This window comes from Acinetobacter sp. YH16042 (genome assembly GCF_013417245.1).
Taxonomy (GTDB): domain Bacteria; phylum Pseudomonadota; class Gammaproteobacteria; order Pseudomonadales; family Moraxellaceae; genus Acinetobacter; species Acinetobacter amyesii.
The window spans coordinates 40,631-58,456 of sequence record NZ_VPEJ01000019.1 but is presented as its reverse complement, the minus strand read 5'-3'; the positions used below and the strand labels follow the sequence as shown (position 1 = coordinate 58,456).

Here is a 17,826-nt window from a genome sequence, read left to right as displayed (position 1 = left end):
GGAAGCAGATGAAATATTATTGGCGAGATTTTCAAGTCATGACAGCTGATAAAATAGAGCAATGGGTGGAGAAAGTATCAAACCAATTCGGAAAAGAATACATGTTTACTTTTTAATGACAACTTATATTCTTCATTATCTCTAATTTCTTCCTCATTTGACACAATAAGGGTTTTAATTCCTTCCTGCTCTACAAAGTAATTAATATAGCCAAGTACTTCTTCCTTTTTTAACTCACAACGCTCTAAGTCATCAAAAGCTAATACGAAGTTATCATTAATTTTTAGATAATCTGGCAACTCAATTTTTGGAATGCTACCTGAAATGCTTCCATCGGATTTCCCATCCGCATCTACATCAATTCTTGTGGTTGCCTTTATTCCACTTTTTAAAATTTGCCCTGCTAATTTTGCTGCCTTACTACTAAGAATCGGATGTATACTTTTAAAAATAGCGTCATCAATCATAGAAGTTTTGGAAATACCATTTAAGCTTACATAGCAAATTTTTTTACCCTGATCTTCTTTCTTTTCTAAATATTGTTTTACAAACCATGTCTTGCCACTACCCCATGCTCCATTCAATAACACAGCATATTCAAAATTTTTATTTCCATCGAAATAATAGTCTAAGTAGTCTTCAATGTGCTTATTAGGTTCTGAAATGTAATTAGACATATTAAAATTCAAAAATAAATTATTGTATTTTAATATATTTCTTTACACCTTAACTGTAAATCACTTCATTCCAAAAATCAGCTTTAACCCAAGCACTGTCATCACTGCCCCTGCTGCCCGATCAAAACCCGCTTTAAACTTCAAATAGACTTTACGTGGTTTCTCTGCGGATAAAGCCACAGCGACCAATGAGCACCACCCTGCATCGATAAAGAAACACAAAACTGGCAGTACAAAGTAAAAATACGTCGGAATGTCTTTCGGTAAAAGTGCCGTAAAAATACTGGCTAACACAATTGCAATTTTAGGATTCGACAATTGGGTAATTAAACCAGTGGTAAATGCACGACGGAGTGACATCTGCGAGCTGCTGGCATCACCAGCTTCAATCGGTTCTTTGGCATGTTTTATAATTTTAAATGCCATCCAAAGCAGATATAAACCACCACAAATTTTTAAAGCTAAATAAGCAGAAGGTACAGCCAATAAAAATGCCTGCAAACCCAATACCGCTAATAGGCCAAATATTGCAGCGCCCAAACCTGTACCAAGAGCGGTAAATAAACCGTGTTTACGTGAAATCGCAATGGAATTCTTCGCCACATAAATTGACGTTGGCCCCGGGCTCATTGCACCAAGTAATAGTGCTGCCGCAATCGAGCCTAATATCCAAAATGATTCCACTGTCACACCGTTTTCACTTAAATTCGTGGCAATTTTACAGATAGAATCTCTGAATTTCTCCCTATAATTTGCAGTGTATATTTCAATTGACCAAATTTTTCACTATAAATAACTTGAATACCGCATTAATCCATCGCATGATCGCTAAAAGTACAAATTAATATCAAGACAATGAAATTAGCCGAAGCCCTACTTTTACGCAGTGACTTACAAACTAAATTGGCCTCGCTGCAACAACGAATCAATAACAACGTGCTCATTCAAGAAGGTGATGCACCTAGCGAAGAACCGAATGCTTTAATTCAAGAAGCATTTGCCGTAAATACAGAACTTTATGGCTTAATTGAAAAGATTCACGCCACCAATGCACAGGCTAAAACCAGTTCTGGACGCTCCGTGCTTTCAGTGCTCAATGAACGTGATTTATTGACCCAACAGCATCGTATCTTGCAACAAGCGATTGACAGCTCACGCCGTGAAAATGGTCGTTATAGCTCAAGTGAAATCCGTTGGATTAAAACCATTGCAGTGGCAGATTTACAGAAACAGGCCGATAGCATTAGTCAGCAACTTAGACAAAATAACTTAGAAATTCAGGCATCCAATTGGCAAATAGACCTGATAGATTGACCTGATTTAAGCATTTGAACCACGGTTCATTCCAGTTCGGGCATACTGGGCGAGTACAGAGCCTTTTTAAATGTTTGTAAGGCTTTAATCCAACAAACTAAACTGCAGAAGTAAGACGTCTACTTCAAAATGTTCACACATCTGACGTAGCACACTGCATCTGTGACTCTTTACATGTCACGTCTCACTACCGTGTACTGACAGTATGTCCACCCTAATTTTTTTACGGATCCATCTGCTAATCGTCATCTGCAGCGGCTTCATTGAATGCAACATCTTCACGCGGTAATTTATAGTCATGGTCATTCACAGGGACACCGCCAATGATCATGGTGCGATGTTCATTTTGAGGACGATGCAATTCGTCTGTCGTATCACAGCCAACCATCCAAAAACTGCACAGGCACAGCATAGGCAGCACAGCCCGACTTAATTTGCTCATTGAATGCCCTCCATTTTTATAATTATCTTGTTTATAAATTCAGCATAGCATTTTTGTGCAGATATTCACCTTATTTATCTGCCGATTTAGGGTCAATTGTCAGGAATTATGTCTCTATGTCGTTTCCTATACTAATCATAGGATCATATGATATGTGCTGATATAAACGGAATCGTTCTCTTGGTAAACTAAATATACTCAACAGGATTTCATCTTCAGCACCTCCCGTTTTACAATGCCTACCTATTTGACCTCCAACCACCAAGATAACGATCACCAACATGTTTGAATCTATCGCCCACGCCATTCCTGAGCAGACTATTCAATATCAAGGGGTTAATTTGTGTATTAAGCGTTTGGACTTGGTACACCCACAAATATCAGGCAATAAATTTTATAAACTCAAATATAATTTTATTGAGGCGCAGAAATTAGGGTTTAAACAGGTGCTTAGCTTTGGCGGTGCTTATTCAAATCACATTGCAGCCACTGCATATGCTGCACATTTATTTGGATTCGGTAGTCTAGGCATCATTCGTGGAGAAGAATTACAACATCAATCCCGAAATCCTACTTTAGCCACCGCCGAACAGTTTGGTATGCAGCTCAGTTTTGTCACACGCCAACAGTATCGGGAAATGAAACAAGTTGACGCTTTAGCGCAATTACGACAGGAATTTCCCGAACATTATGTCATTCCTGAAGGTGGAACCAATGCATTGGCAATCCGTGGCTGTACGGAAATCTTAAGCCATGAAAATCAACAAAATTTTGATCTCATCTGCTGTGCAGTCGGTACAGGTGGAACCATAACAGGCTTGATCGAAGCAAGTGCTGAACACCAACATGTTCTTGGCTTTTCTGCGCTCAAAGGTAATTTTCTTTGCGACGATGTTGCTCAGTTGACGCAGAAAACCAATTGGAACATCAGTGATGAATTTTGCTGTGGCGGCTATGCCAAAACAACGCCGGAACTTTTACAGTTTATGCAAGACTTTGAACATCGCTATGCGATCCCATTAGAACAGGTTTATACGACTAAAATGTTGCGAGGTATTTTCAGCATGATTGAGCGGGGTCAGATTACAAACCATCAGCGTGTTTTAGTGATTCATACTGGTGGCCTACAAGGTCGCTTGAAAGGTTCAACCGAAGCGCTAAAAAGCGTATAATCCTGCGTCCTTTCTTCCACGCGGAAACCTACCATGTCGCAAAATCAATATGATGTCCTTGTTTTAGGTGCTGGTGCATCAGGCTTAATGACGGCATATAAAGCGGCGCAGCGTGGACGCAAAGTTTTGGTGGTTGAAAAAGCCAATAAAGTTGGCAAAAAAATCCTAATGTCTGGCGGTGGTAAATGCAATTTCACCAATTTGTATGTCGAACCAGAAAATTATATTTCACATAATCCGCACTTTGTTATTTCAGCATTAACTCGCTATACCAACTGGGACTTTATTGGTATGGTCTGCGAATATGGCATTGAGTACGAAGAGCGCAAACATGGGCAGTTATTTACCCAAAATGGTGCAAAAGAAATTCTCGCCATGCTATTGGCAGAATGTGACAAAACAGGCTTGGTAGATATTAAAACCAACTGTGAAGTAAAAGCAGTCAATGCCTTACCTGAACAAGGCTTTCAAGTGGCAACCAATCTAGGCTATTTTGAAGCAGAATCGGTGGTTATTGCCAGTGGCGGTCTTTCTATTCCTACTTTAGGTGGTTCAGGAATTGGCTATGAGATTGCTAAACAATTCGGACATTCCGTCTACCCCACTCGCGCTGGCTTAGTACCCTTCACCTTTTCAGATAGTTTTAAAGAAGTCACCACACGCTTGAGTGGCAATGCTGTTGAAGCCACGTTATCGAATGAGTTAAACAGTTTTACTGAGGCTTTACTCTTTACTCACCGTGGTTTAAGTGGCCCAAGCTCATTGCAGCTTTCAAACTACTGGGATGTCGGTCAACGTTTTAATATCAATTTCCTGCCAACTTTAGATGTTTTAGATTTCCTCAAATCTAAGAAATCTAGTCAACCGAAAGTGTTACTGCGTACATTGTTTAATGAACACTTACCGAAAAGCGTGGTTGTGGAATTACAAAATCTGATTTGGCCTGAACAAGCTGAATTAGCCATTGGCAATATCAGTGATGAAAAACTAGAACTCATTGCAAGCCGTTTAGAAAGCTTTGAAGTGAAACCATCAGGCACTGAAGGTTATCGTACTGCTGAGGTTACACTCGGTGGTGTGGATACCACTGAAGTCTCATCAAAAACCATGGAAAGTAAAAAACAGAAAGGCTTGTACTTTATTGGTGAAGTGCTCGATGTAACGGGGCATTTAGGTGGATACAACTTCCAATGGGCATGGGCTTCTGCACATGCGGCTTCTGAATACGTCTGATCTCGACTTAGAATTAAATAAACATAACGTACAGATGAACTCTGCATAAAAAAGGGCTGATTCATTCAGCCCTTTTTTATGCCCGATCTAACTTATTCAAGATAGTCGGTTTTAAATAATGATACTGACGACGTCGAAGTTCGTTGAATTGTCAGATCCATTTTTTCAACGGCAACTGAAATATGTTGTGGTTGCACGCTTGCGGTTTGTTTGAGTGTCGATACTAAAGTATTGAGCATTGAAATTACCCCCATTTTGCCATTCCTTTGCACAGATCATAAGTGTCATTCATGACAGCAATATGAATCCTAAGTTTTTATATTTTAAGTAATATTCCATATATCACTATTACTTAAAATACCAATTTTCGGGTAAATTTCAATCATTATTTTTGGACTGATTGGTATAATTTTTTTCACTGTTTGGCGGTGATTGTTCTGTCTGCTCCAAATCAGTGCGTTTTGATTTTGCAAAAATAAAGCGTCGTGCGCTTGCCAAAAAACCCACCGTGATCCCTGCAATAATCACTGGGGCTAAAAATTTATTCGGTGCTTTTGCCATACAATATTCCTTAATAGAGCATTAAAATCGACCACTTAAGCGTGGCCGATTTTCTAAAGACGGAACAGGTTAATTAGGGTCATCCGGTTTTGGCGGAGTTACAGGTGCCGAAGGTACATCGACCTCTTTTTCAGCCTCACCAGTTGAACCAAATGGATTATTTTGTGGTTGATCACTTGGGTTTACATCCAACTGATCTGGCGTCGCGGTTTCTTTTTCACTGACGCCGGGAACAGCCTGTTGAATGTTTGGATAGCCATCATCGGTTTTCACTTCAGAAGTCATCACAGATGTTGATGGCGTTGGACTCGCTGTAGACGATGTTGGCGTATTAAAGGTGGTTTTTGCCTTCGCCTGTTCCTGTACTGGATTCGGTTCGTTGGCTTCACGTTTTGCTTTATCAATAAGATCTGATAACAATCGTTCCGCTGGATTGCGACCGCCTAAACCAAAGGCCAAAGCAAATGCAACAGCAACCGCACCAAGCGTTAAACCAAAGGCCAAATTCACGATCGAGTCGGCAATACCCATGGCACGCAAGCCCATGGCTACAACCAAGCCCATAATCAGCACACGGACCAAATTACCTAACCAACGTGAACTGTTATATTCCCCTCGTTGCACCACATTTGCCACAATATTGGCAAGCCAGAAACCCACCACCAAGATTACAGCACCAAGTAAAATACTTGCACCGAACTGGATAAACATCGCAATTAGGGCACTGATTTGCTCAAAGCCTAAACGGTTAGCAGCTTCAGATACCGCAAACAACATTGTGAAAAATACAATGAGGCAACCGACAACATCCGACACTTTGGTTTTGCCCAAAAAGCGTTGAATGTCTAATTTTTCTGGCACAGTATCAACACCTGTACCCGAGATCACATCCACAACTAGACGCGCTACAAAGCGTGACACCACATAGGCCAAGATTAAGATTAAACCTGCGGCAATGATGTTCGGTATCGCATACATGATCTCATGTAACATGGCTGTTGCAGGCTGAGAAATCGCCTCGATACCAAGTGCTTCGAAAGCCACGATTAAAGCCGTGATAATAACTATAGCAAAGACAAAATTACCCAAAACTTGAGCAAGTTTTGCGTTTTTAAACATACCCACTTTTTCAACTTGCTGCTGCAGGCTTAAACTGTTCACCAAGCCTTCCACGATACCTCGCACAATCTTCGCCAAAATATAACCCACAAAGACGATGACACCGGCAATAAAGATATTGGGAAGATAAGAAACAACTTCAGTGACCATATTTTGGATTGGGAACAATAGACCGTTCAAACCCAAGATCGATAAAACAATCGGTAGGAAAAGTAACAAAATCAGCCAATATACAATTTCACTGATATTTTGACTGATAGGGCTGACACCAACCTCAGAACTAAGTTTTTCATCGAGTTGGGTTTTATCAAGCAGTTTCTTTGAACCGACTTTGACCAAACTCGCCACGATCCAACCAATAAAACCTACAGCTACCGCAGCCAAGAGCTGTGGAATAAATAACAAGAACTGCTGAATCATATTACTGAATGGGCCACTGACACTAGTCAAATTCAGTACATTGAGTGCACCAATGACGGCAATGATCAAAATAATCCAGAACACTACTCTGGAGACTATATTTTCAACATTGGAACGGTGCCCAGTTGCATTTGAAAGTTTTTGATTTGTACCTAATTGTTGCAGAACTTTTTTGACGCCAGCAGCAATCAATAAAGCAATGACCCAACCAATCAGGAGAATTGCTACTGCACTTAAAATGGGGTGAAACTGTTCCCAATAATACATGGCATCAAAACGGCCACGCGGACCACCCAGATAATCATTCATACGTTCGCCCTCATTGTTATACATGATCTGTTGTTATGTGCATTTTTACGTATGCCGCGATATCACACAGCATTGGTGCTTTAAACTTGAGCTTTCTTTTCCACCTTAGTTTTTGCGTATTTTTTAATCAACCAAAGTATGCATAACTCCAACAAAAGCTCACAATTGAATGTAAAAAAGCCTTGGCATAACCAAGGCTTTATTTATGTCATTCTGATGAGATGCTTAAGGTTCAGATCTTGCAATCATGTAAATCTGACTCATGTATTTATCATCAATGATCTGTCGCAGTTGCAGTATTTGAATCATTGGCAACAGCTTCATCCCCCGCTGTACCGCTAGTCGTATCATTGGCAGTTGCAGTTTGTGCATTCGGTGCAGGATGATCAGGTGGTGCATCCGAAGCAGACGGTTTCATATCTGCAAACATATAAAACAATAACGCGATTAAGAAGATACCCACTAAAATTAGCATATACACTGGGATACGTTTTTTTTGTGTTGTTTCTTCTGCGCTGGTGGTATGGGGCGGTTTATTAAAATCGTGTGTCATATTCCCCTCGCTATTTTGTTGTTCGTCGTTCACTTTTTATACTAACAATACAATATCCTTTGTTGTGTGAAGAACAATTACAATCCGTGAAAACATGTAACTTGAAAGATCAGTTCAATTTACATCCGTCTTGCTGTTTAAATAGATGACTGATTTTTAGATTTAAAATCAATCGCTAAGGTAAAAATATCGGAGCATGAAATGAATGTACCATTTCAATCGTATTCATTTTCAGAGTATCAAGTGTTGCAAAAATAAATGCTTTTTTGAGCTAGATGGAATTCTCTGCTTTTGATGAATGAAATGAGCTATAATCATGCACCTTATTTTTCACCTGTTATCAAATCTATGGCGTACCATCAACAAGGTGTAACGCTTGATCTTGACACTGACGTCACTCATCAATGTTCCCTTCATTACACTCGCGATCAACATCTTATTGGCATTATTGAATTTAGTAAGCCAAGTTATGTGTTGAAATGGGGTGATTTGGAATATTTTCGCCGACGTACTGAAGAGTTTTCAGTGATGCCATTCCCTGAATGCATCAATGCGATGGTGATTGATATTCGAAATATTGCGGCTTTTTTAGATAATGAAGTGCCTATTATTCCTTGGCGCTTGCTCGAAGAAGAATGCCCGATTCGCTTAGTTGTTCCCCAAGATCGACTGGAGCATTATGCTGGCTTTTTTGAACCGACTTGGTTGACTGCTGACGTAGACACAGCGATTCAAGAAATTCGTGAATTTATGGATATGTTTGTGCATTAATACGGAGATTAAACTAAAGTTTAATCCCGAAAACCTCCATTTGGAGGTTTTTTTATGCCCTTTTATTTTCATTATCTATTTCACAATAAATATAATTCATTTAATATTCAATCACTTATAACAAATTTACTTATAAAAAATCTTCATAACTTATCCCATTTCTTAGTAACAATTCGGCAATAAATTTTGCTTGAGCCTTGTTCGATTTATCACCTAAGATGTAGAAAATGATCTCTTTTTTATTGTTGAAACATTCTTAAAAACAGAGCAATAAAACTAAATACGTAACAAGATCATAAAAAGTGGATATTAAATCAGGGTAAAAGGAGTTTTAACGATGACGTCAAAAAAACATTTAGCAACTTTGTTCTGTGCAAGTGCGCTCACTTTAGGGCTTAGCGCATGTAGTGACAATAAAGCACCTACAACGGATAAAGCTGCAGGAAGTGAAGCTGCTGTTTCTGACTCAGGGACTTTAGATAAGATCAAAAAATCGGGCACGATTGTTTTAGGCTATCGCGATTCATCGATTCCATTTTCATATATCGCAGATAATCCAAACCAACCTGTGGGTTATGCGCATGATCTTCAATTAAAAGTAGTTGAAGCAGTAAAAAAACAATTAAATCTTCCCGATTTAAAAATCCGTTATAACTTAGTGACCAGCCAAAACCGAATTCCATTGGTTTCTAATGGCACCGTCGACTTAGAGTGTGGTTCAACCACCAACAATAAAGAACGCCAACAACAAGTTGATTTCTCAACAGGTTTCTTTGAAGTGGGTTCACGCTTACTTACTGCAAAAAACTCTGGGATTAAAGACTTCGCTGACCTTAAAGGTAAAAAATTAGTCACCACGGCAGGAACTACATCTGAGCGTTATATTCGTCAACATGAAAAAGAGTTAGGTATTGGTGAAGTCATTTCTGCCAAAGACCACGCTGAGTCTTTCCTCATGCTACAAAATGGTCGTGCAGCGGCATTTATGATGGATGATATTTTGCTGGCGGGTGAAAAATCGAAAGCCAAAGATCCAAATAAATGGGAAATCGTGGGTACAGCACCGATTCAAGAAATTTATGGTTGTATGCTACGTAAAGGCGATATTGGCTTTAAACAAGTGGTTGATGATGCAATCAAAGCGACCTATAGCTCTGGTGAAATCAATGACATGTATAAAAAATGGTTCCAAACGCCAATTCCACCAAAAAATATCAATTTGAATTTCCCGATGTCTGATCAATTAAAAGCATTGATTAGCAATCCACATGACCGTGACGAATAACTTTCCCTAAACATTCTAAAGATGCTTAAGCCAAACGGATTTTGGCTTAAGCTCATTATAGGGAGTTCCTATGAATTATAGCTGGAATTGGGGTGTGCTGTTCCAATCTACTGGTGTAGGTGATTCGACCTACCTGAATTGGATTTTAATTGGAATCGGCTGGCTGTTTGTCATCGCTTTGGTGGCATGGAGCATTGCGATGGTGCTCGGCAGCATCTTGGGTATTATGCGTACCCTACCGAGTCCTGTAGCACGAGGTATTGGTACTGCCTACGTGACTATTTTCCGAAATGTACCCTTATTGATTCAACTGTTTATTTGGTTCTATGTTGTACCTAACTTCCTCCCTGCTGCGATTAAAAGCTGGTGGATGAATGACCTTGGAGCAAATACGACCGCCTTAATTTCTGCAAGTGTCGGTTTGGGTCTATTTACAGCTGCACGGGTCTGTGAACAAGTCAGGACAGGTATTGAAGCGCTTCCTTTGGGGCAAACCAATGCTGGTTATGCCATGGGATTTAGCACGACTCAACTTTATCGCTATGTGATCTTACCGCAGTCATTCCGCACGATTTTGCCGCCTCTCAGCTCTGAGTTGACCAACTGTGTCAAAAACACCTCAGTCGCGTCTTTGGTCGGTGTTGCAGAAATCATTTCACAGATGAAAACCATCAGTGAATACACGCAAAACACCATCGAAATTTATACCTATGTCACCATTATTTTCATCGTGATCAATATCTGTTTAATTGGTTTCATGAATTTTCTGGAAAAACGCCTACGCGTTCCTGGCTTAATTGCAGGAGATAAATAATGGAATGGCTCAGTTCTTTTATTCAAGACCTTCAAGCGTCTGGCCCTGCGCTATGGCATGGTTTCAGCATCACGCTAAAAGTGGTGATCACGGCAACCATTGGTGGTGTCTTTATTGGGACTTTATTGGCGTTGATGCGCCTGTCCTCGATTAAAGTATTTAATATTTTTGCTAAAGGCTATGTGAACCTTTTTCGTTCTATTCCTTTGCTCTTGGTGCTGATGTGGTTCTACTTTGCCGTACCCTTTATCTACACAGGGATCACAGGTAACTATCTGACGATTGATACTGCCCTCGTGTCGAGTATCGTGGCCTTCATGCTATTTGAAGCCGCTTACTTTTCAGAGATTGTCCGTGCCGGGATTCAATCGATTCCTAAAGGTCAAACTTCTGCAGCTTATGCCCTCGGTATGAGCTATAGCCAAGCGATGCGCTTAATTATTTTGCCGCAGTCCTTTCGCAAAATGACGCCACTGCTTTTACAGCAAACCATCATTCTGTTCCAAGATTCAACCATGGTTTATGCCATCGGGCTCTTAGACTTTTTCCGCACCAACTATGTTCGAGGCGATCTCATGTCATTGTTAACTCAATACATTCTGTTTGCCGGTTTGGTGTATTTCACTATTAGTATGATCGCCACCTATGCAGTTAAAAAATTACAACGGAGGTTAAGTGTATGACCGATCAAAAAACGATGATTGACCTCCAAAATGTCAGTAAATGGTATAAAGATTTTCAAGTGCTCACCGATTGCACGACTCAAATTAAACAAGGTGAAGTGGTTGTGGTGTGTGGGCCCTCTGGCTCAGGTAAATCAACGCTCATTAAAACCGTTAATGGACTTGAGCCTTTTCAGGCCGGTACGATTTTAGTCGACGGTATTTCCATTAATGACCCAAAAACCGATTTAAATAAATTGCGTAGTCGTGTCGGCATGGTATTCCAGCACTTTGAATTGTTTCCACATTTATCCATTACCGAAAACCTGACTATTGCGCAGGTTAAAGTCTTGGGTCGATCAGAAGCCGAAGCCAAGAAAAAAGGCTTGGCTTATTTAGATCGTGTGGGTTTGAGTGCGCATGCCGCTAAATTCCCGGCACAGTTATCAGGTGGACAGCAACAACGTGTTGCCATTGCACGTGCGCTCAGTATGGACCCGATTGCCATGCTGTTTGATGAACCGACTTCGGCACTTGATCCAGAGATGATTAACGAAGTACTTGATGTGATGGTGGGTCTTGCCAAAGAAGGTATGACCATGATGTGTGTAACCCATGAGATGGGCTTCGCGCGTCAGGTTGCGGACCGTGTGATCTTTATGGATCAAGGAAAAATTGTGGAAGACTGCAGTAAAGATGATTTCTTTAATGCCCCTCGTGGTGAACGAGCGCAGCAGTTCTTAAATAAAATTCTGCATTAACAAAAAAACGTTTATTTAACTGATGTTACGAAGTAACATCAGAAGCGTAATTTGATTCAAATAAAAGTACGATACGAGGTAACATCATCCGCAAGTGTTTGAGATAGGACTTCTTCTAATCAAAAATATTTTTGCGATACTTTTGATAATTAGACGCTAGTGAACGAGTTTTGCGGTGAGGAGCACTGCTCAGCAAGATGGTTTCCTTGCGAAGCTTCGCTTCTCATTTTGCCTAATGAGGAGCGTGCTTCGTAAGAGTACCTCCAGCCGAAGGCTAATCCCTTTATTCATTCTCTTGATGTAAGACTCCGTCGAATTGGCTTAACAATCATTTTAAAAATGCAAAATTACTTTTGCATGCATAACATCAGTTATTTAATTTCCGAAAATAAAAAAAGCTCATCCATCGATGAGCTTTTTTCATGGCACCTTACCAATAGTTTTCTACAGCAATATTGCCTTCACCACGGCGGTTCATAGTCAAACCACGCGCCTTTAATGCTGCCTTGGTGTCATCAACCATTTGTGGATTACCACACAGCATGACATGCGTCGTTTCCACATTAAACGCTAAGCCTGCCGCCTGTTCTAACTCGCCATTTTCAATTAAAACTGGTAAACGATCATGCAGCAGTGCATTTGGATCACGTGTCACAATAGGTATAAATTTAAAACCCGTATGCCCTTCGCCAAAGGTCTCAGCGATTTCTTGAATCCGCTCTACATAAGCCAGTTCTGATACGGTGCGCACACTGTAGACTAAATTAATTTTTTCGTATTTAGACCACGTTTCAAAGTCTTGTAGCATCGATAAAAATGGTGCTAGACCCGTTCCTGTTCCCAACAGCCATAAGTCCTTTGGCAATGGCAACTGATAACGCGCCAAGGTAAGGAAACCATATGGAACTTTTTCTAAATACAGCTCATCGCCCACTTGTAGATGCTGCAAATTTGAAGTAAACGCACCATCAGGAACGACGATAGAGAAAAACTCTAAAGTTTCATCAAAGGGGGACGACACCACAGAATAGGCACGAACCACCAATTCATCGCCCACTTTCAAACCAATTCGTGCGAACTGACCAGCGGTAAATTTAAAATGCGCAGGGCGTGTCATGGTAAAACTGAACAAAGTATTGGTCCAACGGTGTACAGATAAAACCTTTTCTAAGCTAAATTTTTCAATTGACATGATTTGAACGTGGCGTGACAGACTGTGCTCATGTTAGCATGACAGCATAATTTATTAATATTTTTTAAATGTTAAGGCCTGATTCATGCGCATGACTTTACGCCAGTTGGCTGTTTTTGTAGCAGTCGCTCAAGAAGGTACCGTTACCAAAGCCAGTGATGCTGTCAAACTTACTCAAAGTGCAGCAAGTATGGCATTGGCAGACCTCGAAGATGGTCTCGGTGCTCCACTGTTTGACCGACTTGGTAAACGCTTGCAATTGAATGACTTGGGTCGTTTTTTATTGCCACAAGCTTTGGAAATTTTAGGGCGCTGTGAAGCTTTTGAACAAGCAGCAAAAGGCGAACTACAAAGTATTGATCTGCGTTTGGGCGCTACCCTTACCATCAGCGACTACCTGATGCCAGACCTCATGGCAGATTTCCTACAGATTCAGCCTCAAGCACATTTACAACTTCAAGTCGGCAATACCCGCCAAATGATTGAAGCGGTAAACCAATTTCAGTTGGATTTGGCCTTAATTGAAGGTTCATGCCATCTGCCACAGTTGCAATGTATTCACTGGCGTGACGATGAACTTGCAGTATGCTGTTCACCAGAGCATCCCTTAGCGAATTTGGATCGTGCAATCACTGCAGCTGACTTTGATAACGTGGAATGGATCTTACGTGAAGAAGGTTCAGGCACACGTGAAGTATTTGACAACGCAATTTTAAAAGACCTGCCAGATGCCAATATACGTTTAACCTTGGGTCATAACGAAGCCATTTTAAAAATCGTGGCAGGTGGTCTTGGTATGTCATGTATTTCTAAACTTGCGATTGAGCCTTTACGTGAAAAAGGTCAATTGGTGGTTTTAGATACGCCGTTCTGGCAACTTGCCCGTCCATTATTTATGTTGGTACATCGTCAGAAATACCAAGGACCGGGTCTCAAAGCCTTTATGCAATTTTGTGAAAAATCTGTTTAAACTAAAAAGCGCCTAATGGCGCTTTTTTTATTTATTAAATTGTCGTTCGCAAGGTATTCCGTCGTTGTTTCCGTCCATTTTCGTGCCTGGACAATGTTGTAGAAAATACACCGCTTCTTCATAAGATTTCATCTGACTACAATGCGTACGCCCATCACAACTAAACTGAGCTTTTTCTACTGCCCTTGGCGAATCACTTGAAGCAGGTGCCTGCGCAGTGTCTTGAACAACAGACTGAGCTTGCGTTGAAGCTGTGCCGTATAGATTTTTTTCACCTTGCTCAGTCAGCACCCGATCGGGCAAATCACCCTGAGCTTTACGTTGTTCTTTTACAATGTTTTCATTTTCTTGCATGAGCTGTTGTAAATGTAGCTGCTTCTGTTCTTGGTACTGCTGATATTTCCCATAAACAGCCACAGCTAATACTAGAATTACAATGAGTCCAATCATGCTGAAGATTTTACTGCCCCAAACTGTGCCTTTGGCTGTATCGTGAGGAGTAGCTTGGTCATTCACTCGATCCGACCTTGATTCAAATGACGGATTTATCTGTTCATGAGTGGACTGCTCTTTTTTCAAATCTAAACGGATGATATTTACCGCTTTAAATTTACCTCGATCTGCTTCAATCCTGTATTTGAGATTTTCTCCAACACGTGGTTCGATGTGTCGGCTAGGAAAATCACGAATATGAAAAAATAAATCCTGTGCTTGATCTTGTTGTATAAATCCAAAGCCGCGCTCAACGTTATAGCTTTTGATTTTCCCCTCTTTAAACATAAAAATTGTCTCTCATCTTTTCTTTTAATACTCTTATCATAATAAAAAAGAGGCCAGATAGACCTCTTTTTATTTCAAAGATTTCCATGAAATCTTACAATCACATTATTTACGCAAATTCGAAAGCAAAGCTGAAGTAATTGACTGGTTATTTGCCACTACTTTAGATTTTTTAGCTTTTGCAGATTTGTCTTCTTCACGCTCAATGTTTATGGCTTTATAACGATCACCATTTTTCACCACATTAAATTTCACACGATCATTACGTTTTGGCTCGACACCATCTGCGGGAAAGTCAGAGATATGGAAAAATACATCACCTTCTTCACATGAAAGAAAGCCAAAGCCCTTTTCAGGATTGTACTGCTTCACTTTACCTTTATATTGTTCGGACTTCATAAAGTACCCTATTCCATTTATGCCAATGTCTTTAGTATATAAAAAAGAGGCTATAAAAGCCCCTTTTCTGTTCATGATGCAAAAATTATTCTTTTTGAACTGAACCGAAAATTTTATCGCCTGCATCGCCAAGACCAGGAACGATATAACCGTTTTCATTTAAACCTTGGTCTACAGATGCTGTATAAATGGTCACATCTGGGTGAGCTTCATTCACACGTTTAATGCCTTCTGGAGCTGCTACAAGCACCATGACACGAATATCTTTACAACCACTGGCTTTTAGAACGTCAATAGCAGCAACGAGCGATGAACCCGTTGCAAGCATTGGGTCAATAATCATCGCTAAACGGTTTTGTACGTCTGGTACTAATTTTTTGTAGTAAGTACGCGCTTCTAAAGTTTCTTCATCACGCTCTAAACCCAATACAGATACTTTCGCACTTGGAATCAGGTTTAAGAAACCATCCAACATACCAATACCTGCACGTAAAATCGGTACGACTGTTATTTTTTTACCGGCAATACGATCTACAGTGACTTTACCATTCCAACCATCAATTTCATGATCGACCATTGGTAAATCTTTCGTTGCTTCATAAGTCAGAAGCATAGTCACTTCTTGAGCAAGCTCACGGAAGTTTTTAGTACTAATATCTGCACGACGAAGTAAGCCGAGTTTATGTCGAATAAGAGGATGACGGATTTCATGGATAGCCACGGGAGAACACCTAAAAGGTTAAGATAAAATTTCAACCATTATAAAGCTATTTAACAAATGATAAAAATAAAAAAGCCCCCTTTACAGGAGGCTTTTTTGTAATAAGCAAATTAATTGCTTAATTCATTAGTTAAAACCACTTTGAATTAAGCTAAAAATGAACTGTTGTAATTCAGGTGAGATCGCAAAGTATGCCACTTGAGATACTGCAATGATTGGATCTGGATATACACCGATCAACAACACAAGAGCAGCTGCGCCAAGCACCATAATACCACCCACTTTTTGACCCCAATGATCGACAGCATCGATACGTGGGTTTTCTGGTGGAGTCATGTACATCACAACCATCACACGTAGGTAGTAGTACAAACCGATACCTGAACCAAGGATCACCATCGCAGCTAAGAACCATGAACCACCAGCAACCGCTGTTTTGATCACAAGGAACTTACCAATAAAGCCTGCTGTTAATGGGATACCTGCAAGAGATAACATCATGACAGTCAGTGTTGCAGTCAAAACTGGACGACGCCAGAACAAACCACGGTACTCCGCAAGGCTACCTGCTTCGTCTTTGTTGTTGTAAGGGCTAGACATCAGTGTCACAACACCGAACGCACCAATCGTTGTTAATACATAAGTAATCACATAAACGTTGACGCTACTGAATGTTGCAAAGCCTTGTACTTGAACAAAGTCAGTATTACGTGCACTCACAATCGCAACAAGTAAGTAACCAAAGTGAGCGATTGAAGAATATGCAAGGATACGTTTCAAGTTCACTTGACGTACTGCTAGTAAGTTACCCGCAAGGATAGACAATACTGCAATAATGGTCACGATTGTAATGAAGCTGTCAGAAAGGATTAAGCCAGAAGCTAAGAAGTAACGAACGAATAGACCGATCATTGCCACTTTAGCCACAGTCGCTAAGAATGTCGCGATTGGCGCTGGCGCACCGGCATACACGTCTGGTGTCCATTTGTGGAATGGCGCAAGAGACAATTTAAATGCAACAGCAAAGACAATTAGTGCAAGACCAAGGACTACGCCCGGTTGGCTGAAAGTTGTGAACATTTTGCCTGGTTCAGCAACGAATGCCATTGTACCTGTGTACGCATATACATAAGCCATACCCATCAACAACATCGCAGAAGCGGTTGCTGAAAGCACCAAATATTTCACACCCGCTTCAAGCGACTGTGAACGTTGGTGTGTATAAGCCAATAGGCCGTATACAGGAATCGACATTAACTCAAGACTGATAAAGAAAGACGCATAGTGCGAACTTGCAACCATTAACAATGCACCTGTTACAGAGCACAGCATCAAGATATAAAGTTCTTCACGGTTATCTTTATAGGTTTCGATATACGCATGTGACAATGTGCAGCAAGCAAGTGCTGCAATCAAAATCACGAATTGGTACAACATCGTAAATGGATCTACGATGAACAAATTCATTACGTTTGCAGGTGCATACTGCCCTGCAACGAAAACAAAAATAATATAAAAGGCTGCAAGGTTCAGACCGATAACGGAAGTCGTTGCAACTAAATTGTGGTTACGCTTGATTGCAATTAGCAACATCACGACGATCGCAGTTAAAGCCACGATCATCACAGGAGCTAATGGCATAAGCTCAGAAAATGACATTGTGAAGTCCAT

The 17,826-nt window shown here is 40.5% G+C and carries 21 protein-coding genes and 1 pseudogene; 10 read left to right on the top strand and 12 right to left on the bottom strand.

All coding sequences use genetic code 11. The annotated features are described in order from the left end of the window. Window positions 1-116: pseudogene (locus tag FTV37_RS12875) on the top strand (transposase); the annotation flags it as partial. Here the strand turns inward: FTV37_RS12875 and FTV37_RS12870 are convergent. Then, window positions 78-677 (bottom strand): P-loop NTPase fold protein, encoded by a 600-nt coding sequence (locus FTV37_RS12870; RefSeq protein WP_180064034.1) that lies wholly within the window; start codon window positions 675-677, stop codon window positions 78-80. The pseudogene FTV37_RS12875 and the gene FTV37_RS12870 sit on opposite strands and share 39 nt — an antisense overlap. A 60-nt stretch (window positions 678-737) precedes the next feature. Then, entirely contained in the window at window positions 738-1,361 is a 624-nt protein-coding gene (locus FTV37_RS12865; protein ID WP_078192408.1) for a LysE family translocator, read from the bottom strand. Between the two features lie 171 nt (window positions 1,362-1,532). Here FTV37_RS12865 and FTV37_RS12860 point away from each other — a divergent pair, with 171 nt between their 5' ends. Further along, window positions 1,533-1,991, top strand: coding sequence for a DIP1984 family protein (locus FTV37_RS12860; RefSeq protein ID WP_180004754.1), 459 nt, complete (start codon window positions 1,533-1,535; stop codon window positions 1,989-1,991). Window positions 1,992-2,229: 238 nt separating this feature from the next. Here FTV37_RS12860 and FTV37_RS12855 read toward each other — a convergent pair whose 3' ends face one another. Next, a complete protein-coding gene (locus tag FTV37_RS12855; protein WP_180064033.1) occupies window positions 2,230-2,433 on the bottom strand; it encodes an NF038215 family lipoprotein in 204 nt (67 codons plus the stop codon). A 281-nt stretch (window positions 2,434-2,714) separates the two neighbouring features. On the opposite strand from FTV37_RS12855, the gene FTV37_RS12850 reads away from it, so the two are divergent. Both FTV37_RS12850 and FTV37_RS12845 read left to right on the top strand, forming a co-directional pair. Further along, a complete protein-coding gene (locus FTV37_RS12850; protein ID WP_180064032.1) occupies window positions 2,715-3,605 on the top strand; it encodes a 1-aminocyclopropane-1-carboxylate deaminase/D-cysteine desulfhydrase in 891 nt (296 codons plus the stop codon). Window positions 3,606-3,638: 33 nt separating this feature from the next. Next, window positions 3,639-4,838 carry an NAD(P)/FAD-dependent oxidoreductase gene (locus FTV37_RS12845; protein WP_180064031.1) on the top strand — a complete coding sequence of 400 codons (1,200 nt, stop codon included), beginning with the start codon at window positions 3,639-3,641 and terminating at the stop codon, window positions 4,836-4,838. A gap of 92 nt (window positions 4,839-4,930) precedes the next feature. Here FTV37_RS12845 and FTV37_RS12840 read toward each other — a convergent pair whose 3' ends face one another. The 4 genes from FTV37_RS12840 to FTV37_RS12825 all read right to left on the bottom strand — a co-directional run bounded on the left by FTV37_RS12840 (window position 4,931) and on the right by FTV37_RS12825 (window position 7,800). After that, complete coding sequence (locus tag FTV37_RS12840) at window positions 4,931-5,092, bottom strand: hypothetical protein (RefSeq protein ID WP_162689753.1); 162 nt, start codon at window positions 5,090-5,092, stop codon at window positions 4,931-4,933. A gap of 124 nt (window positions 5,093-5,216) precedes the next feature. Continuing rightward, window positions 5,217-5,399: a hypothetical protein gene (locus tag FTV37_RS12835; protein WP_180064030.1), complete on the bottom strand. Its 183-nt coding sequence runs from the start codon at window positions 5,397-5,399 to the stop codon at window positions 5,217-5,219. A 69-nt stretch (window positions 5,400-5,468) separates the two neighbouring features. Continuing rightward, window positions 5,469-7,247, bottom strand: coding sequence for a mechanosensitive ion channel (locus FTV37_RS12830; protein ID WP_180064029.1), 1,779 nt, complete (start codon window positions 7,245-7,247; stop codon window positions 5,469-5,471). A gap of 274 nt (window positions 7,248-7,521) precedes the next feature. Then, window positions 7,522-7,800, bottom strand: coding sequence for a hypothetical protein (locus FTV37_RS12825; RefSeq protein ID WP_078191085.1), 279 nt, complete (start codon window positions 7,798-7,800; stop codon window positions 7,522-7,524). Between the two features lie 348 nt (window positions 7,801-8,148). Between FTV37_RS12825 and FTV37_RS12820 the strand changes: the two genes are divergently transcribed. The 5 genes from FTV37_RS12820 to FTV37_RS12800 all read left to right on the top strand — a co-directional run bounded on the left by FTV37_RS12820 (window position 8,149) and on the right by FTV37_RS12800 (window position 12,093). Continuing rightward, on the top strand, window positions 8,149-8,571 hold the full coding sequence (locus FTV37_RS12820) for a hypothetical protein (RefSeq protein ID WP_078192409.1): 423 nt from the start codon (window positions 8,149-8,151) through the stop codon (window positions 8,569-8,571). Between the two features lie 337 nt (window positions 8,572-8,908). Next, window positions 8,909-9,856: a transporter substrate-binding domain-containing protein gene (locus FTV37_RS12815; protein ID WP_180064028.1), complete on the top strand. Its 948-nt coding sequence runs from the start codon at window positions 8,909-8,911 to the stop codon at window positions 9,854-9,856. 70 nt (window positions 9,857-9,926) lie between these two features. Then, window positions 9,927-10,670, top strand: coding sequence for an amino acid ABC transporter permease (locus tag FTV37_RS12810; RefSeq protein ID WP_168378571.1), 744 nt, complete (start codon window positions 9,927-9,929; stop codon window positions 10,668-10,670). Beyond that, window positions 10,670-11,353 carry an ABC transporter permease subunit gene (locus FTV37_RS12805; protein ID WP_168378570.1) on the top strand — a complete coding sequence of 228 codons (684 nt, stop codon included), beginning with the start codon at window positions 10,670-10,672 and terminating at the stop codon, window positions 11,351-11,353. The genes FTV37_RS12810 and FTV37_RS12805 overlap by 1 nt, the downstream gene beginning before the upstream one ends. Next, complete coding sequence (locus FTV37_RS12800; RefSeq protein WP_078191089.1) at window positions 11,350-12,093, top strand: amino acid ABC transporter ATP-binding protein; 744 nt, start codon at window positions 11,350-11,352, stop codon at window positions 12,091-12,093. The genes FTV37_RS12805 and FTV37_RS12800 overlap by 4 nt, the downstream gene beginning before the upstream one ends. A gap of 430 nt (window positions 12,094-12,523) precedes the next feature. On the opposite strand, the gene FTV37_RS12795 is transcribed toward FTV37_RS12800, so the two are convergent. Beyond that, a complete protein-coding gene (locus FTV37_RS12795) occupies window positions 12,524-13,285 on the bottom strand; it encodes a ferredoxin--NADP reductase (RefSeq protein WP_180064027.1) in 762 nt (253 codons plus the stop codon). 85 nt (window positions 13,286-13,370) lie between these two features. Here FTV37_RS12795 and gigC point away from each other — a divergent pair, with 85 nt between their 5' ends. Beyond that, window positions 13,371-14,255 carry a LysR family transcriptional regulator GigC gene (gene gigC, locus FTV37_RS12790; protein ID WP_180064026.1) on the top strand — a complete coding sequence of 295 codons (885 nt, stop codon included), beginning with the start codon at window positions 13,371-13,373 and terminating at the stop codon, window positions 14,253-14,255. A 27-nt stretch (window positions 14,256-14,282) separates the two neighbouring features. Here gigC and FTV37_RS12785 read toward each other — a convergent pair whose 3' ends face one another. The 4 genes from FTV37_RS12785 to nuoN form a co-directional block, all read right to left on the bottom strand. Beyond that, window positions 14,283-15,035 (bottom strand): cold shock domain-containing protein, encoded by a 753-nt coding sequence (locus tag FTV37_RS12785; protein ID WP_180064025.1) that lies wholly within the window; start codon window positions 15,033-15,035, stop codon window positions 14,283-14,285. 105 nt (window positions 15,036-15,140) lie between these two features. Continuing rightward, entirely contained in the window at window positions 15,141-15,434 is a 294-nt protein-coding gene (locus FTV37_RS12780) for a cold shock domain-containing protein (RefSeq protein WP_078192288.1), read from the bottom strand. 85 nt (window positions 15,435-15,519) lie between these two features. Then, on the bottom strand, window positions 15,520-16,155 hold the full coding sequence (gene upp, locus FTV37_RS12775) for a uracil phosphoribosyltransferase (RefSeq protein ID WP_180009325.1): 636 nt from the start codon (window positions 16,153-16,155) through the stop codon (window positions 15,520-15,522). Window positions 16,156-16,281: 126 nt separating this feature from the next. Then, window positions 16,282-17,826 (bottom strand): NADH-quinone oxidoreductase subunit NuoN, encoded by a 1,545-nt coding sequence (gene nuoN, locus FTV37_RS12770; RefSeq protein WP_078192290.1) that lies wholly within the window; start codon window positions 17,824-17,826, stop codon window positions 16,282-16,284.

What these genes read in the sequence shown, in the direction of transcription:
- FTV37_RS12870 (WP_180064034.1), bottom strand. Translation starts at nt 677, where the DNA reads ATGTCTAATTACATTTCAGAACCTAATAAGCACATTGAAGACTACTTA.
- FTV37_RS12860 (WP_180004754.1), top strand. Translation starts at nt 1,533, where the DNA reads ATGAAATTAGCCGAAGCCCTACTTTTACGCAGTGACTTACAAACTAAA.
- FTV37_RS12855 (WP_180064033.1), bottom strand. Translation starts at nt 2,433, where the DNA reads ATGAGCAAATTAAGTCGGGCTGTGCTGCCTATGCTGTGCCTGTGCAGT.
- FTV37_RS12850 (WP_180064032.1), top strand. Translation starts at nt 2,715, where the DNA reads ATGTTTGAATCTATCGCCCACGCCATTCCTGAGCAGACTATTCAATAT.
- FTV37_RS12845 (WP_180064031.1), top strand. Translation starts at nt 3,639, where the DNA reads ATGTCGCAAAATCAATATGATGTCCTTGTTTTAGGTGCTGGTGCATCA.
- FTV37_RS12840 (WP_162689753.1), bottom strand. Translation starts at nt 5,092, where the DNA reads ATGGGGGTAATTTCAATGCTCAATACTTTAGTATCGACACTCAAACAA.
- FTV37_RS12835 (WP_180064030.1), bottom strand. Translation starts at nt 5,399, where the DNA reads ATGGCAAAAGCACCGAATAAATTTTTAGCCCCAGTGATTATTGCAGGG.
- FTV37_RS12830 (WP_180064029.1), bottom strand. Translation starts at nt 7,247, where the DNA reads ATGAATGATTATCTGGGTGGTCCGCGTGGCCGTTTTGATGCCATGTAT.
- FTV37_RS12825 (WP_078191085.1), bottom strand. Translation starts at nt 7,800, where the DNA reads ATGACACACGATTTTAATAAACCGCCCCATACCACCAGCGCAGAAGAA.
- FTV37_RS12820 (WP_078192409.1), top strand. Translation starts at nt 8,149, where the DNA reads ATGGCGTACCATCAACAAGGTGTAACGCTTGATCTTGACACTGACGTC.
- FTV37_RS12815 (WP_180064028.1), top strand. Translation starts at nt 8,909, where the DNA reads ATGACGTCAAAAAAACATTTAGCAACTTTGTTCTGTGCAAGTGCGCTC.
- FTV37_RS12810 (WP_168378571.1), top strand. Translation starts at nt 9,927, where the DNA reads ATGAATTATAGCTGGAATTGGGGTGTGCTGTTCCAATCTACTGGTGTA.
- FTV37_RS12805 (WP_168378570.1), top strand. Translation starts at nt 10,670, where the DNA reads ATGGAATGGCTCAGTTCTTTTATTCAAGACCTTCAAGCGTCTGGCCCT.
- FTV37_RS12800 (WP_078191089.1), top strand. Translation starts at nt 11,350, where the DNA reads ATGACCGATCAAAAAACGATGATTGACCTCCAAAATGTCAGTAAATGG.
- FTV37_RS12795 (WP_180064027.1), bottom strand. Translation starts at nt 13,285, where the DNA reads ATGTCAATTGAAAAATTTAGCTTAGAAAAGGTTTTATCTGTACACCGT.
- gigC (WP_180064026.1), top strand. Translation starts at nt 13,371, where the DNA reads ATGCGCATGACTTTACGCCAGTTGGCTGTTTTTGTAGCAGTCGCTCAA.
- FTV37_RS12785 (WP_180064025.1), bottom strand. Translation starts at nt 15,035, where the DNA reads ATGTTTAAAGAGGGGAAAATCAAAAGCTATAACGTTGAGCGCGGCTTT.
- FTV37_RS12780 (WP_078192288.1), bottom strand. Translation starts at nt 15,434, where the DNA reads ATGAAGTCCGAACAATATAAAGGTAAAGTGAAGCAGTACAATCCTGAA.
- nuoN (WP_078192290.1), bottom strand. Translation starts at nt 17,826, where the DNA reads ATGGACTTCACAATGTCATTTTCTGAGCTTATGCCATTAGCTCCTGTG.